The 14525-nt window shown below is 73.4% G+C and carries 11 protein-coding genes; 3 read left to right on the top strand and 8 right to left on the bottom strand.

What is annotated here, in order from left to right; all coding sequences use genetic code 11:
* The first annotated feature begins 89 nt into the window (after positions 1–89).
* Positions 90–2621 (top strand): LuxR C-terminal-related transcriptional regulator, encoded by a 2532-nt coding sequence (locus VMF51_RS16345; protein ID WP_325475516.1) that lies wholly within the window; start codon positions 90–92, stop codon positions 2619–2621.
* Between the two features lie 3 nt (positions 2622–2624).
* On the opposite strand, the gene VMF51_RS16340 is transcribed toward VMF51_RS16345, so the two are convergent.
* The 7 genes from VMF51_RS16340 to VMF51_RS16310 form a co-directional block, all read right to left on the bottom strand.
* Complete coding sequence (locus tag VMF51_RS16340; protein WP_325475515.1) at positions 2625–3311, bottom strand: response regulator; 687 nt, start codon at positions 3309–3311, stop codon at positions 2625–2627.
* A complete protein-coding gene (locus VMF51_RS16335; RefSeq protein WP_325475514.1) occupies positions 3308–5803 on the bottom strand; it encodes an ATP-binding protein in 2496 nt (831 codons plus the stop codon). The genes VMF51_RS16340 and VMF51_RS16335 overlap by 4 nt, the downstream gene beginning before the upstream one ends.
* 25 nt (positions 5804–5828) lie before the next feature.
* Entirely contained in the window at positions 5829–6407 is a 579-nt protein-coding gene (gene kdpC, locus VMF51_RS16330; protein ID WP_325475513.1) for a potassium-transporting ATPase subunit KdpC, read from the bottom strand.
* A gap of 5 nt (positions 6408–6412) precedes the next feature.
* Positions 6413–8425 (bottom strand): potassium-transporting ATPase subunit KdpB, encoded by a 2013-nt coding sequence (gene kdpB / locus VMF51_RS16325; protein WP_325475527.1) that lies wholly within the window; start codon positions 8423–8425, stop codon positions 6413–6415.
* 62 nt (positions 8426–8487) lie between these two features.
* Positions 8488–10146, bottom strand: a complete 1659-nt coding sequence (gene kdpA / locus VMF51_RS16320; RefSeq protein ID WP_414689478.1) for a potassium-transporting ATPase subunit KdpA — start codon at positions 10144–10146, stop codon at positions 8488–8490.
* On the bottom strand, positions 10146–10235 hold the full coding sequence (locus tag VMF51_RS16315; RefSeq protein ID WP_325475512.1) for a potassium-transporting ATPase subunit F: 90 nt from the start codon (positions 10233–10235) through the stop codon (positions 10146–10148). Before VMF51_RS16315 ends, kdpA begins: the two co-directional genes overlap by 1 nt.
* A gap of 240 nt (positions 10236–10475) precedes the next feature.
* Positions 10476–11408 (bottom strand): calcium/sodium antiporter, encoded by a 933-nt coding sequence (locus VMF51_RS16310; RefSeq protein WP_325475511.1) that lies wholly within the window; start codon positions 11406–11408, stop codon positions 10476–10478.
* Positions 11409–11588: 180 nt separating this feature from the next.
* On the opposite strand from VMF51_RS16310, the gene VMF51_RS16305 reads away from it, so the two are divergent.
* Positions 11589–12467 (top strand): universal stress protein, encoded by an 879-nt coding sequence (locus tag VMF51_RS16305; protein WP_325475510.1) that lies wholly within the window; start codon positions 11589–11591, stop codon positions 12465–12467.
* 111 nt (positions 12468–12578) lie between these two features.
* Positions 12579–13925 carry a hypothetical protein gene (locus VMF51_RS16300; protein WP_325475509.1) on the top strand — a complete coding sequence of 449 codons (1347 nt, stop codon included), beginning with the start codon at positions 12579–12581 and terminating at the stop codon, positions 13923–13925.
* Here VMF51_RS16300 and VMF51_RS16295 read toward each other — a convergent pair.
* Positions 13903–14523, bottom strand: coding sequence for a hypothetical protein (locus VMF51_RS16295; protein WP_325475508.1), 621 nt, complete (start codon positions 14521–14523; stop codon positions 13903–13905). The genes VMF51_RS16300 and VMF51_RS16295 overlap by 23 nt on opposite strands.
* Positions 14524–14525: the final 2 nt, after the last annotated feature.

Genomic DNA, 14525 nt, shown 5'->3' with positions numbered 1-14525 from the left:
TACGGCCGCAATTGCAGCCGCCGGACAACCCGCCCCCGTCCCACCCGTTCGGGGGATACTCACGCCACGGCGGGTCATGATGAGTCCCGATGACTCACCTGCCCCGGGTCAACCCGGACTTCCTGGCGCGCCCGCAGCTGATGGCGCTGCTCGACCGGTGGTCGCCGATCACGGTCCTGCTCGCCCCGTCGGGGGCCGGCAAGGCGGTGCTGGCGACCCGGTGGGCGACGCACGCGGTCGACGAGGGACACGACGTCATCTGGGTGGACGGCGAGGTGGACGAGCCGGCGGACGTCGTGACCGCCCTGGCCCGGCACGCCGGCCTCGAGCCGGACGCCGACCCGGCGGTCACGCTGCGGCTGCTGCGGCGGCGCCTGCAGGGGCTGGACCGGCGGCTCGCGCTGGTCGTGAACAACGCCGAGCCGATCCTCGGCGCGATCGGGGACGGGCTGGTCGAGGTGGTCCGCGACTGCCACGACGTCCACCTCGTGGCCTGCCTGCGCCGCCGGCTCGACCCCGTCGCCAAGGCCCTGCTGGAGGCCGAGACCCGGATCATCGGCACCGCGGACTTCCAGTTCACCGCCGACGAGGTGCGGCGGCTCGCCCTCCTCCACGACCTCGACCTGGACGAGGCCGGCGCCGAGGACGTGCGCGCCGCGACCGGCGGCTGGGCCGCCCTACTCCGGACCGGCCTCGAATCACTCCCCGACAGCGACGGCCGCACCGTCACCCGGTGGTCGCCGCGGCACGTCGCCTGGTTCCTCGCCGTCAACCTGGTGCCCACGCTGCCGCCCGCCGCCTGGGCCGCCGTACGACGCGCCGCGCTGGTCGAGGAGCCGACGTACGGCGCCGTCCTCGCCGCCACCGGACCGCTGGACGACGACGCCCGGATCCCCCTGGAGATCATCGGGACCCTGGATCCGCTGATCAGCACCGGGGAGCCGCTGGTACGGCTGCCCCCGGTGATGCGGGACTACTTCCGCAGCTGCTACGACGCCGACGAGCTCGGGTCGCCGGCACCCCTGCACACCACCGTCGCGCGGCACTGGCTGGACGCGGGCGAGCCCGGCCGGGCACTCCGACAGGCGGTCGCGGGCCGCGTCTGGCCGCTGGCGGTGGACATCGTCGACGAGCACCTGTGGGAGCTGCTCGCCGAGGACCCCGCCGGGCTGCGCCGCGACCTGGGGCGGATCCCCGCGAGCGAGGTGCGCGACCACCCCCGCGTCGAGATCGGTCGCCAGCTCGTCGCGCCCGACGAGGCCGACCCGGAGTCCCCCGCTCTCCGGGCCTGGACGGCGGACCTGCTGCCGGCCGTCGAGGACACGTCCGACGACGATCCCGCCCGTGACCACGAGAGCGTCGCCCGGACCCTGGACCTGCTCGCCCTCCTCGTCCGCCGCGAGGTCGGCCGCGGCGACCTGGCCGCGGCGGTGCCGCTCGCTCGTCGCGCCGACGCCCTCGCCGGGGTGCTCCGCACGGCCGGGACGGGACCCGCCACCACCGTGCTGCGCCGCGCGGGCTGGCAGACCGGGACGGTCTGGCTGCTCAGCGGGGAGACGACCGCCGCGATCACCGATCTGCGCGTGGCGGTCGACGGGGCCGACGGCCGGGACGCGATCGCGGCCGACGCCGCGGGACGGCTGGCCCTCTGCGCCGTACTCCAGGGCGACCGCGAGGCCACCGCGCACTGGCAGGAGCGGTGGCGGGCGGGTCGCGGACCCGACACCGGCGCGCCCTCCGCCGTCGACGTCGCCGCCCGGATCGCCGTGGCCGCCGACCGGGTCCAGGCGCTCGACGCCGACGACGCCGAGCTGCGCGGCCTGAGCCAGGAGATCCCGCTCGACCACGAGCTGTGGCCGTTCACGCTGTGGGTCGAGGCCCAGCACGCCCTGGCCTGGGGCGGGCGCTCCCGGACCGGCGCGCGGCTCGCCGACGCGCGCGAGCGTCTCGCGACGCAGCCGCTCCGCGGCTGGCTGACCGGGCTGCTCGGAGCCGCCGAGGCCGAGATCTGGCTCTCGCTGGGCCGTACCGCCCTGGCGACCCGGGTCCTGTCCGAGCTGGACGCCGGCTCCCCCTTCGTGGCGCTCACCCGCGCCCGGCTGGCGCTCTCCACGGGCCGGGCCGAGGAGGCCCTGCTCCTCCTGCAACCCGCCCTGTCGAGCGGCCATCCCTTCGCCGCCATCCGGGTCGAGGCCCTGGTGCTCGCCGCGTGGAGCTCCGACGACGAGCCCGACCCCGCGCCGGCCCGCACGCTGCTCGCCGACGCCGTCCGGGTCGCCCAGCGCGAGCGGCTCCTGCTGCCCTTCTCCCGCGTGCCGCGCCGGGTCCTGGACGCGCACCGCCCCGCCGTACCCGGTCTCGGCGAGATCGTCGCGATGCTGGACGAGGCCGGGGTCCGCACCTCCCACACGGAGGTGCACGACCTGCCCGACCTCACCCCGCGCGAGGCGACGGTGCTCGGCGCCCTCGCCCGCGGCCTCTCCCTCGACCAGGCCGCGCGGGAGCTGTTCGTCTCCCGCAACACCGTGAAGACCCAGGCCTCCTCGCTGTACCGCAAGCTCGGCGTCGGCGACCGCCACGACGCCGTACGCCGCGGCTACCAGCTCGGTCTGCTCGGCTGAGGACTACCGGCCGCGGGTGGGCGCGAACCGGTAGCCCATGCCCGGCTCGGTGACGAAGAGGACCGGGTGACCCGGGTCGGCCTCGAGCTTCTGGCGGATGGCCGAGAGATGGACCCGCAGGTAGTTGCTCTGCCGCTCGTAGCTGGGTCCCCACACCGCGCGGAGCAGCTCGGCCTGGCGCACCAGCCGACCGCGACGGCGGACCAGGTGGTCCACGATCCGCCACTCGGTCGGGGTGAGGTGGACGTCCTCGCCGTCCCGCGTGGCGCGCGAGTCGGTGAGGTCGAGCACGAGGCCGTCGATCTCGACGGACACCGGTTCGGCGTCGGTCGCCGTACGGCGGGTGACCACTCGGACCCGGGCGAGGAGCTCCTCCAGCGAGAACGGCTTGTTGACGTAGTCGTCGGCGCCCAGGTCGAGCGCCTCGACCTTGTCGTCGGACTCGGTGCGGGCCGACACGACGATCACGGGTACGGCGGTGAAGGTCCGCAGCCTGGTGAGGACCGCGACGCCGTCCATGTCCGGCAGGCCGAGGTCGAGCAGGATCGCGTCCGGCATCCGCTCGTCGACGATCTGCAGGGCCGAGCGCCCGTCGCCGGCCGACTCGACGTCGTACCCGCGCGCCCGCAGGTTGACCGTGAGGGTACGGCGGATCGCGGGATCGTCGTCCACGATCAGGACGAAGGTCATGCCGGGTCCTCCTCGGGTGCTCGGCGCAGCTCGATGACGAAGGTGAGACCCCCACCGGGGGTGTCCTCGGTGCTGATCGTGCCGCCGATCGCCTCGGTGAGGCCGCGGGCGACGGCGAGCCCGAGCCCGACCCCGTCCCGGCCGGGTACGTCGCCCAGCCGCTGGAAGGGCGCGAAGAGCCGCTCGTGGTCGCGGTTCTGCACGCCGGGGCCGGTGTCGGCGATCCGGAGCGCGACCCGGTCGTGGCCGACCGGTGCGGCGTCGATGGTGATGGCGGCGTCCTCGGGGGTGTACTTCAGCGCGTTCTCGCAGATGTTGGCCAGCACCCGGTCGAGCAGGCCGGGGTCGGCCAGCACCATCAGGTTCTCGTCGACCCGCACCCGGATCCTCTCGCCCCCGGGGAGCGGTTCGATGCTGAGGTCCACCGCGCGCGCCAGCGAGACCTCCGCGTCGGCCGCGCTGATCGAGCCGGTGTGGATGCGGCTCATGTCGAGCAGGTTGGTGACCAGCGCGATCAGCCGGTCGGTGGACTCGCGGATGATGTCGACGAACTCCGCCCGGTCGGCCTCCGACCAGGTCACGTCGTCCGCCGAGAGGCTGTCGGCGGCCACCTTGACCGCCGAGAGCGGCGAGCGCAGGTCGTGCGACACCGCGGCGAGGAGCGCCGTCCGGGTCCGGTCGATCTCGGCGAGGCGGAGGCGCTCGTTCTCGGCCTCGGTCGCGGCCCGGCGCTCGTCCATGACCCGGGCGTACGCGGCGTACGCCTGGAGGAGGCCGCGCTGCGAGGCGGGCAGCTTGTCGCCGGCCAGCACGAGGACCGTGTCGTCGTCGACGTCGACGACCATGTCGGCCTCCTCCACCGACGTCGGCGCGATGCCCCAGCCCGCCACCACGCTGACCGGGTCGCGGCGCAGGATCGCCGCGCCGCGGGCGTTGAACAGCGCGCACGCCGACGAGAGCAGACCGGCCGGGTCGTCCGTGGCGTTGAGCAGGCTGTGGGCGAGGACGGTGAGCGCATCGGCCTCGGCGCGCGCCTTGACCGCCTGCGTGGTCCGGCGGGCGGCGTTGTCGACGACGGTGGCGACGGCGACCCCCACCAGGACGAACAGCAGCAGCGCGAAGGCGTTCTCGGGCTCGGCGATGGTCAGCACGTACCGCGGCGAGACGAAGAGCAGGTTGAGCAGGATCCCGCTGACCAGCGCCGCGAGGACGGCGGGCAGCAGCCCGCCGATCAGCGCCGTCGCCACGACCACCGCCATCAGCACCATCGACTCGGTGGTCAGGCCGTGCCAGTCGTGGGTCGCCCACAGCAGCAGGCTCACCAGTGACGGCCCGAGCAGGCCGAAGAGGTACCCGAGCACCCGCCGCCGGCGGCCGAGGATGGGGGCCGTCTCGGGGGCGCGCCTGGTGCCGCGGGCGTAGTCGTGGGTGACGATGTGGACGTCGATGTCACCCGAGCCGGCGACGACCCGCTCGCCGATCCCCGGCCGGAGCAGCGCGGAGACCCGGCCCCGCCGGCTGGCGCCGACGACGACCTGGGTGGCGTTCTCTGCGCGGGCGAAGTCCAGGATGCCCTCGGCCGCGTCGTCGCTGACGACGGTGTGGAACGTGCCGCCGAGCTGCTCGGTCTTCTCCTGCAGCTTGGCGAGCACGGCCGGCGAGACGCCCGTGAGCCCGTCGGTCCGGGCGACGTACAGCGCCCGCCACTCCCCCGCCGAGGCACGCGAGGCGATCCGGGCGGCCCGCCGCATCAGCGTCGTGGACTCGGGGCCGCCGCTGACCGGGACGACGATGCGTTCCCGGGTCGCCCAGGTGGAGTCGATGTCGTGCTGGTCGCGGTAGCGCTCCAGGCCCTCGTCGACCCGGTCGGCCAGCCACAGCAGGGCCAGCTCGCGCAGGGCGGTGAGGTTGCCCTCGCGGAAGTACTGACCGAGGGCCGCGTCGACCTTGTCCGCGGTGTAGACGTTCCCGTGCGCCATCCGCCGGCGCAGCGCCTGCGGGCTCATGTCCACGAGCTCGATCTGGTCGGCCGACCGGACGACGTCGTCGGGGACGGTCTCCCGCTGCCGGACACCGGTGATGGCCTCGGTGACGTCGTTGAGCGAGTCCAGGTGCTGGATGTTGACGGTCGTGATGACCTCGATGCCGGCGGCGCGCAGGGCCTGGACGTCCTGCCAGCGCTTCTCGTACCGGCTGCCCGGCACGTTGGTGTGGGCCAGCTCGTCCACCAGGACCACGGCCGGCGCGCGGGTCAGGATCGCGTCGAGGTCCATCTCCTCGTGCCGGGTGCCGCGGTGCTCGAGCGTGCGGCGCCCGATCACCTCGAGGCCTTCGAGCGCCTCGGCGGTCCGCGCGCGCCCGTGCGTCTCGACGTACCCGACGACGACGTCGGTCCCCCGCTCGGCACGGCGATGGCCCTCCTGGAGCATGGCGAAGGTCTTCCCCACCCCGGGGGCGGCGCCCAGGTAGACGCGCAGGACTCCTCGCTCCATGGGCACAGTCTCTATCCCATTCCCCTCATCGCTCGCCCGCCTCCCGGACGGCGAGGTTCAGGGTGAGCACGTTGACCCCCGGCTCGCCGAGGAACCCGAGGGAGCGACCGTCGGTGTGCTCCTCGATCAGGTCCTCCACGAGGCCCCGGTCGAGGCCGTTGGCCTCCGCGACGCGCGGCGCCTGGAGGGCGGCGTACTCGGGTGAGATGTGGGGGTCCAGGCCCGATCCGGACGCGGTGAGCGCGTCCGGCGGTACGGCGTCCTCGGCCACCCCCTCCGTGCGCGCGACCTCGACGCGGCGCTCCTCGATGACCGCGAGCAGGTCGGGGTTCGAGGGGCCGAGGTTGCTGGGGGCGGAGGCCAGGGTGTCGTAGTCGTTGGCGGAAGGGCGCGAGTGGAACCACTCCGCGCCCTCGAAGTGCTGGCCGAGCAGCCGGGAGCCGACGACCTGGCCGTCCACGGTGACGGGCTGGCCGTCGGCACGGTCTCCGAACGCCTGCCCGGCCGCCCAGACCGCGACGGGGTAGGCGATGCCGAGGATGACGGTGAAGGTCAGCAGGATGCGCAGTCCGGCGAGGGACTGTCGGGCGATGTCGTTGAGCATGGTGGTCAGCCGATCCCGGGGATGGTGGAGACGAGCAGGTCGATGAGCTTGATCCCGGCGAAGGGGACGAGCACGCCGCCGAGGCCGAAGACGAGCAGGTTGCGGCGCAGGACGTCGCCGGCGGCCGCGGCGCGGAACCGGACGCCGCGCAGGGCGAGCGGGATCAGCGCCACGATGACGAGGGCGTTGAAGATGACCGCCGAGAGGATCGCGGACTGCGGGGTCGCCAGGCCCATGACGTTGAGCGCGTCGAGCGAGGGGTACGCCGCCACGAACATCGCCGGGATGATCGCGAAGTACTTCGCGATGTCGTTGGCGATGGAGAACGTCGTCAGGGCGCCCCGGGTGATCAGCAGCTGCTTGCCGATCTCGACGATGTCGATGAGCTTCGTCGGGTCGGAGTCGAGGTCGACCATGTTGCCGGCCTCCTTGGCGGCCGCCGTACCGCTGTTCATCGCGACGCCGACGTCGGCGGCCGCGAGCGCGGGGGCGTCGTTGGTGCCGTCGCCGGTCATCGCGACGAGCCGGCCACCGGCCTGCTCCCGGCGGATGTAGGCCATCTTGTCCTCGGGGGTGGCCTCGGCGAGGAAGTCGTCGACACCCGCCTCCTCGGCGATCGCCCGGGCCGTCAGGGCGTTGTCCCCGGTGATCATCACCGTGCGGATGCCCATGGAGCGGAGCTCGGCGAAGCGCTCGGTCATCCCCTCCTTCACGACGTCCTTGAGGTGGACCACGCCGAGCACGCTCCCCCGGCCGTCGGCGTCCGTGCGGGCGATGACGAGCGGGGTGCCGCCCTGGCGGGCGATGTCGTCGACGGTGTCGGTCACCGCGGGGTCGGGCTCCGTCCCGAGCCAGCCGGCCACGGAGGAGCCGGCGCCCTTGCGGATCCGGGTGCCGTCGGCGAGGTCGACCCCCGACATCCGGGTCTGCGCGGTGAACTCCACGAACGTCGCCCCGACGGGCAGGTCACGGTCGTCGGCGCCCTGGCGCAGCGCCAGCTCGACGATCGAGCGGCCCTCGGGGGTCTGGTCGGCCAGGCTGGAAAGCCGCGCGGCGTCGCGGAGGTCGTCAGCGTCGGTGCCGGGCGCCGCCACGAACGCGCCGGCCTGCCGGTTGCCGTAGGTGATGGTGCCGGTCTTGTCGAGGAGCAGCGTCGACACGTCGCCCGCGGCCTCGACCGCGCGCCCCGACATCGCCAGCACGTTGACCCGGACCAGCCGGTCCATGCCGGCGATGCCGATCGCTGAGAGCAGCGCGCCGATCGTCGTGGGGATCAGGCACACCAGCAGCGCGATCAGCACGACGAGCTCCTGGGGCGCGCCGGCGTACTCGGCCATCGGGGGGAGGGTCGCGACCGAGGCGACGAAGACCAGCGTGAGGCTGATCAGCAGGATCGACAGGGCGATCTCGTTGGGCGTCTTGCGCCGCGAGGTGCCCTCGACCAGCGAGATCATCCGGTCCAGGAAGGACTCCCCCGCCGCGGCGGTGATCCGGACGACGATGCGGTCCGAGAGGACCGTCGTGCCGCCCGTGACCGCGCTGCGGTCCCCGCCCGCCTCCCGGATCACCGGGGCGGACTCGCCGGTGATCGCCGACTCGTCCACGCTGGCCACGCCCTCGACGACGTCGCCGTCACCGGGGATCACCTGACCCGCCTCGACGACGACCCGGTCGCCGACCTTCAGCCGGGTGCTGGGGACCTCGCTCTCGCGACCGGAGCGGTCCAGCAGCCGGGCCACGGTGTCGCTTCGGGTGGCCCGCAGCGAGGCGGCCTGCGCCTTGCCGCGGCCCTCGGCGACAGCCTCGGCGAGGTTGCCGAAGAGGACGGTCAGCCAGAGCCAGACGGCGAGCGCGACGGCGAAGGTGCTGGGATCGAGGATCGCGGCGACCGTGGTTCCGACCGAGCCGAGCCAGACCAGGAACATGACCGGCGAGCGCCACAGGTGGCGGGGGTCGAGCTTGCGCAGCGCCTCCGGGAGCTGCTGCAGGCCCTGGGCGAGCAGCACGCGCAGGCTCATGCCGGCGGCTGGTCGGTGCACCAGCGGGGTCGTCGTCGTGGGGGCGGGGGACGTGGTGGTGCTCATGCGAGTGCCTCCGCAATAGGTCCGAGGGACAGGGCGGGGAAGTAGGTCAGGGCGGTGAAGACGATCACCACGCCGACGAGCAGGGACACGAACAGCGGCTTGTGGGTGGGCAGCGTGCCAGCGGTCGTCGGGACCTTGGGCTGCTCGGCCAGGGAGCCGGCCAGGAGCAGCACCAGCACGATCGGGAGCAGCCGGCCCAGGAGCATGGCCAGGCCGATCGTGATCTGGAAGAAGTCCGAGGTGACGGTGATGCCGCCGAAGGCGCTGCCGTTGTTGTTCGCGCCCGAGGTGTAGGCGTAGAGGACCTCGGCGAACCCGTGCCCGCCGGGGTTGCCCATCGCGTCCGGCGTCGAGCCGAGCGAGATCGCCAGGCCGGTGCCGACGAGCACGAGGGCGGGGGTGACGAGCATGTACAGCGCGACGTACGTCATCTGGCGCGCGCCGATCTTCTTGCCCAGGAACTCCGGGGTCCGGCCGACCATCAGGCCGGCGATGAAGACCGCGACGATCGCCAGGACCAGGATCCCGTAGATCCCCGAGCCGACGCCGCCCGGCGTGACCTCGCCGAACATCATGTTGAGCAGGACCATTCCGCCGCCGGTCGGGGTCAGCGAATCGTGGCTGGCGTTGACCGCGCCCGTGGAGGTGCCGGTGGTCGAGACGGCGAACAGCGCCGTCGCCCACTCACCGAAGCGGGTCTCCTTGCCCTCCATCGCCGCGCCCGCGGCCTGAGCGGCCTGGGAGCGGGCTCCGACCTCGGCGGCGGCGACGGCGGCGAGAGAGATCGCGTACAGCACGCCCATCGCCCCGAGGATCGCCAGCCCCTGACGCCGGTTGCCGAGCATCGTGCCCAGGGTCCGGGTCAGGCAGACGGGGATCAGCAGGATCAGCAGGATCTCCAGCAGGTTGGTGTAGCCACTGGGGTTCTCGAAGGGGTGCGCGGAGTTGGCGTTGAAGAACCCGCCGCCGTTCGTCCCCAGCTCCTTGATGACCTCCTGGCTGGCGACCGGGCCTCCGGTGATCACCTGCCCGTGCCCGGCCAGGGTCGTGACGTCGGTGTCGGAGAAGCTCTGCACGACGCCGCCCGCGATCAGCAGCAGGGCGCCGACGAACGCGATGGGCAGCAGGATGCGCAGCGTCCCCCGGGTCAGGTCGACCCAGAAGTTGCCCAGCGTGCCGGCGCGGACCCGGACGAAGCCGCGGATCAGGGCGACCGCGACCGCCATCCCCACCGCCGCGGACAGGAAGTTCTGGACGGCGAGCCCGGCCATCTGGACCGTGAAGCCCAGCGTCGACTCGCCGGCGTACGACTGCCAGTTGGTGTTCGCGACGAACGACGCCGCGGTGTTGAACGACATCCAGAACGGCACGTCGGGCAGGTCGCGGCTCATCGGCAGGTGGCTCTGCAGCAGCTGCAGAGCCATCAGGACGACCACGCCCACCGCCGAGAACGCGACCACGCTGACGGCGTACGACCGCGAGCTCTGCTCGACGTCCGGGTTGACGCCGGTCAGGCGGTAGACGCCCCGCTCGACGCGCAGGTGCCTCGCGCTGTCGTAGACGCGGGCCATGTAGTCGCCCAGTGGGCGGTAGACGATCGCCAGGACGAGCACCATCGCGGCGATCGACAGCAGGCCGGAGACGGTGTCGGACACTAGAAACGCTCCGGGTAGATCAGGGCGGCGAGCAGGTAGATCACGACGCCGACGACTGCGCAGGTCAGCAGTCCGCTTTCAAGGCTCATGGCTGCGAGCCAACACCTCGCGAACCGCCCCATCCCCGATCTTGACGCCGTCTTAACCGGGCTTGACGCGCAATTGCCACCCCCCGCCGAGTCGGCAGAACTTGCACGCCGAGTCGGCAGAACTTGCACGCCGAGTCGGCAGAACTTGCACGCCGAGTCGGCAGAACTTGCACGCCGAGTCGGCAGAACTTGCACGCCGAGTCGGCAGAACTTGCACGCCGAGTCGGCGGTGGAGGTACGTCAGGTCCGGGTGACCAGCAGCCAGGCCAGGTAGCCGAGGTACACCGCGACGAACGCCCCGCCCTCCAGCCGGCTCAGGCGCCGGCCGGACGCGAACACCGGGATCGCCGCGAGCGTGACGACCATCATCAGGAGCAGGTCCGAGGCCAGCACCTCGCGAGGGACCGCCAGCCCGCCCGGCGCGACCACGACCGTGAGCCCCAGGACGAAGGCGATGTTGTAGATGCTCGAGCCCAGCAGGTTGCCGAGCGCGATGGCGCGATCGCCCCGCCACGTGGAGACCAGCGTCGTGACCAGCTCCGGGGCCGACGTACCGATGGCCACCACGGTGAGGCCGATGACCGTCTCGCTGGCACCGAGGGAGTCGGCCGTCCTGACGGCCCCGTCCACGAGCAGCTCCGCGCCCACCACGATCGTCACGATCCCGCCGAGCAGGGACAGCGCGTCCGGCACCGGCCGCGCCACCGGGGCGTCGACGGGCTCGGGCTGCGGCCCGCCCCGGCGGCTGATCAGCACCAGCGCCCAGGTGTACGCCACGGCACCCGCGAGGAGCAGCAGGCCGTCGGCGCGGGTCAGGCGTCCGTCGAGGGAGGCGAGGACCAGGACGACGGCCGCGACCGTCATGGCGGGGAGGTCGAACCGGAGCGTCTGGGTCTCGAACACCACCGGGGCCAGGACCGCGCTGAGGCCGAGGATCAGCAGCAGGTTGACGAGGTTCGTGCCGACGATGTTGCCGATGGCGAGGCCCGGACTGCCGCCGACGGCTGCGTCGATCCCGACCGCGAGCTCGGGCACGCTGGTGCCCAGAGAGACCACGGTGAGACCGATGACCATCGGGCGGATGCCCAGCCAGGCGGCGAGGCCGGTGCCGCCGCGGACCAGCAGGTGGGCGCCGAGGAGCAGGACGACGAGGCCGACGGCGATGGCGAGCATGTCCAGCGGGGCGGCGCGTCGTCAGCCGTGGCTCGCCGGGGCCGACCTCAGGTCGAGCAGCGCCTCGCTCATGGCATCCCTCCGGGGCCGGGGTCTCGTGCCGTCATCCTGCCCCAGACAGCCACGGTGGTCGCGAGCCCGTTCCGTCCGCGACAATCGCAGCCGACGGAAGGACATCCGATGAGTGGTCCCATCGTCGTCGGCGTCGACGGCTCACCGCAGAGCGCGCAGGCCCTGGAGTGGGCGGCGGCCCGCGCCCGCCTGGGGCGCGAGCCGCTCGAGCTGATCAGCGCGTACTCGTACCTGCCCGACCTCGAGTTCTACGGCTACCGCGGTCTGTCCGACACCGAGCCCGTCGGCTGGTACGCCGAGTTCTCCCGGCAGGTCCTCGACGCCGCCGCGACGCGGGTGCGCGAGGTCGATCCCGACCTCAGCTGCTCCCTCGTCTCCGAGCGCGCCCATCCCGGCACCCTGCTCACGGAGGCGTCGGAGCGCGCGAGCATGGTCGTGGTCGGACGTCGTGGGCTGGGCGACGCCGCGAGCGCGTTGCTCGGCTCGGTGAGCAACCGGCTGACGATCCAGTCCACGTGCCCCGTCGTGGTGGTCGGCGGCGAGCAGCCGGCGTCCGGGCCGATCGTCGTGGGCGTCGACGAGTCCGAGGCCGGCGCCGCCGCCCTGCGCTTCGCGCTCACCGAGGCCGCCGTACGCGACACCTGGGTCCGGGCGGTCGCGGCGTACGACGTCCCGATGCGCCCGTCGCGGTACGGCGACGAGCTCGCGGAGCGGATCCGGGCCGACAACCAGGCGGAGGTCGCCGGGTCGGTCGCCCGCGCACACGAGGCGGCACGCACCGAGCTCGGGTCGTCGGTCACCGTCGAGGAGGTCGTCGTCGAGGGGCGCCCGGCGGAGACGATCCTGAGCCACGCGGGCGACGCGCAGCTGATCGTCGTCGGCCGGCAGGGGAAGGGGCTCGTCCGCCGGGTCCTGCTGGGCTCGGTCAACCGGCAGGTCCTCAACGACGCCGACCGGCCGGTCGCGGTCGTCGGCCACGCCGACTGAGCCACGTCGGGTCGGCAGTAGTTGCCGACAGGTTGTGCGCAAGTTCTGCCGACTCGGCGCGCAACTACTGCCGACTCGGCGATGGGGGTCCGCTGTGCCACCATGGCCCGCGTGTCGGTGGTGACGGGGGTGCACCTGCTCGCCGCGATCGTCGCCGCGATCACCTGGGTCGTCGTCCTCATGCTGCCGCCGCGGCTCAGGGTGCTGACGCCGTACCTCGGATGGGCGTCGGGCGGCACCGTGGTCTGGGCGCTGTGCGTGACGTCGGTGAAGCACGAGGGCATCCACCCCTGGCACCAGATCCCCTGGTTCCCCGCGATCGCGTTCACGACGGGCGCCCTGCTGCTCTGGGCCGGCTGGTTCACGCGGCCCGAGTGGCGACCGAGCCGCGCCCTCACGGCCATGTGGATCGCCGCCCCCGCGATGATCCTGGCCGCCCGGCTGGTCGGCGGCCTGGACGTCCGCTCGGCGCTCTTCGTCGTCAACACGGTCTACTGCTTCTCGCTCCTGCTGGCCATCGCCGTCCAGGTCGCCCGGCGTGCCGGCGACCGGGAGCCGGCGCCGCGGGGCGTCGCCCGCCTCATCCTCGTCGCCGCGGTCGTCACCCTGATCGCGGAGGCCTTCCGCCTCAACATCACCGACGTCATCGTGACCGTGACGCTGGTCGTCGTCGTGGCCACCACCGTGCGCGTCGGCGACGGCATCCGCCCCCGGTCCGAGAGCGGAACGCTCATCGACGACCTCGGGGCGCTCGTCCTGGTCTTCGACGACCAGCAGCGGCTGGTCGACCTCAACGCTCCGGCCCGCCTCTTCTACGACCTGCGGGGCGTCGAGCCGCCGCCGGCGGACACGGCGGCCGCCGACCTGCTCGGCACCGACCTGGCCGATGTCGACGCGCTGAGCGTGACCCTGCGGGTCGGGAGCGACCAGGTCCGGCTCGGCGGGTACGTCCAGCGCCTGCCTTCCGACGGTACGCCGCCGAACGGCTGGGTCTGCCTGCTGCGTCGCTCGACGCGCTCCGGGACCGAGGCGCCCGCACCCTGGGCACGCCGGACCCTGATGGGCCGGATCCCGGCCCACGACACCGCGACCGGCCTGCTGTCCACCCGTGCGTTCCGGCAGGCGCTGGGCGAGGCGGCCCAGGGTTCCGCGGCGGCGACCGACAGCGCGGTCGCCGTGGTGATGACGACGCCGGACCCCACGGAGCTGGCGGACACCGCGTCGGTCGTCGCCGACGCATGGGAGTCCCGGCCCGAGGCGATCGCCGTCGGACGGTCCGGACGCTCGGAGATCGGTCTCGTCGTACGCGGCCTCGACGAGCCCACGCTCACGGCCTGGTGCGACGAGGTGGGGATCTCCGACCGCCTCCTGGTCGCGACCCGCGCCGGCTCCGTGGCCGAGGCCGGCGACCTGGTCGACGCCGCCGCCGCGGAGCTCAGTCGCCGCTCGCGAGCGTAGCCACGGCCTCGCGGACCGCCGCCAGGAGTCCCTCCGGGTGGTCGACCAGCCGGTGGACGGTCACGACCGCGCCCCGACTCCCCGTGTCGAGTCCGACCACCCACGACCGCGCCTGCTCGGCCCGGTGCTGGTCGCCCTGCACGAGCGCGACCAGCCCGTACGGCGTACCGCCCGGACCCTCGAGCAGCGCCACGTGTTCCATCGGCCGGTCGAGCCGCGACGCCAGCAGGCCCGCGGCCACGCGGAGCACGTCGTCGGGGAGCAGCAGGCGGCCCTCGTTCCCGGCGCGGCGAGGGGGCAGCTCGGCGAGGACGGCCCAGGCGGGCGGCTCGGCGTCCGCGCCGGCGAGCAGCCACAGCCTGTCCTCGAGCTCGTCCCAGGCGAGCACCCGGAGGTCGTCCGGCCGGTCGAGGTCCGCGTGCGTCTGCGACCACGCGACGGCGCAGGCCCGCAGCAGCTCGGCCGGCAGCTCGTCCTCGGGATCGAGGTCCAGGATCAGCCGGACGTCGGCGTAGACCGAGGCCAGGGTCAGCCCGTCGATCGCGGCCTGGCGGGTCATCGCCGTGACGTCCGCGAGCAGTCCCTGGACCGGGTCCATCC

Source organism: Nocardioides sp., assembly GCF_035503875.1.
GTDB lineage: Bacteria > Actinomycetota > Actinomycetes > Propionibacteriales > Nocardioidaceae > Nocardioides.
Note: the sequence above shows the minus strand (reverse complement) of the source record. Positions and strands in the feature narration are given on the sequence as shown.

Excerpts from the sequence above, each read along its gene's own strand:
- kdpB (WP_325475527.1), bottom strand. The coding sequence starts at position 8,425 with ATGAGCCTGCGCGTGCTGCTCGCCCAGGGCCTGCAGCAGCTCCCGGAG.
- VMF51_RS16335 (WP_325475514.1), bottom strand. The coding sequence starts at position 5,803 with ATGGAGCGAGGAGTCCTGCGCGTCTACCTGGGCGCCGCCCCCGGGGTG.
- VMF51_RS16305 (WP_325475510.1), top strand. The coding sequence starts at position 11,589 with ATGAGTGGTCCCATCGTCGTCGGCGTCGACGGCTCACCGCAGAGCGCG.
- VMF51_RS16345 (WP_325475516.1), top strand. The coding sequence starts at position 90 with ATGACTCACCTGCCCCGGGTCAACCCGGACTTCCTGGCGCGCCCGCAG.
- VMF51_RS16310 (WP_325475511.1), bottom strand. The coding sequence starts at position 11,408 with ATGCTCGCCATCGCCGTCGGCCTCGTCGTCCTGCTCCTCGGCGCCCAC.
- VMF51_RS16340 (WP_325475515.1), bottom strand. The coding sequence starts at position 3,311 with ATGACCTTCGTCCTGATCGTGGACGACGATCCCGCGATCCGCCGTACC.
- VMF51_RS16295 (WP_325475508.1), bottom strand. The coding sequence starts at position 14,523 with ATGGACCCGGTCCAGGGACTGCTCGCGGACGTCACGGCGATGACCCGC.
- VMF51_RS16315 (WP_325475512.1), bottom strand. The coding sequence starts at position 10,235 with ATGAGCCTTGAAAGCGGACTGCTGACCTGCGCAGTCGTCGGCGTCGTG.
- kdpC (WP_325475513.1), bottom strand. The coding sequence starts at position 6,407 with ATGCTCAACGACATCGCCCGACAGTCCCTCGCCGGACTGCGCATCCTG.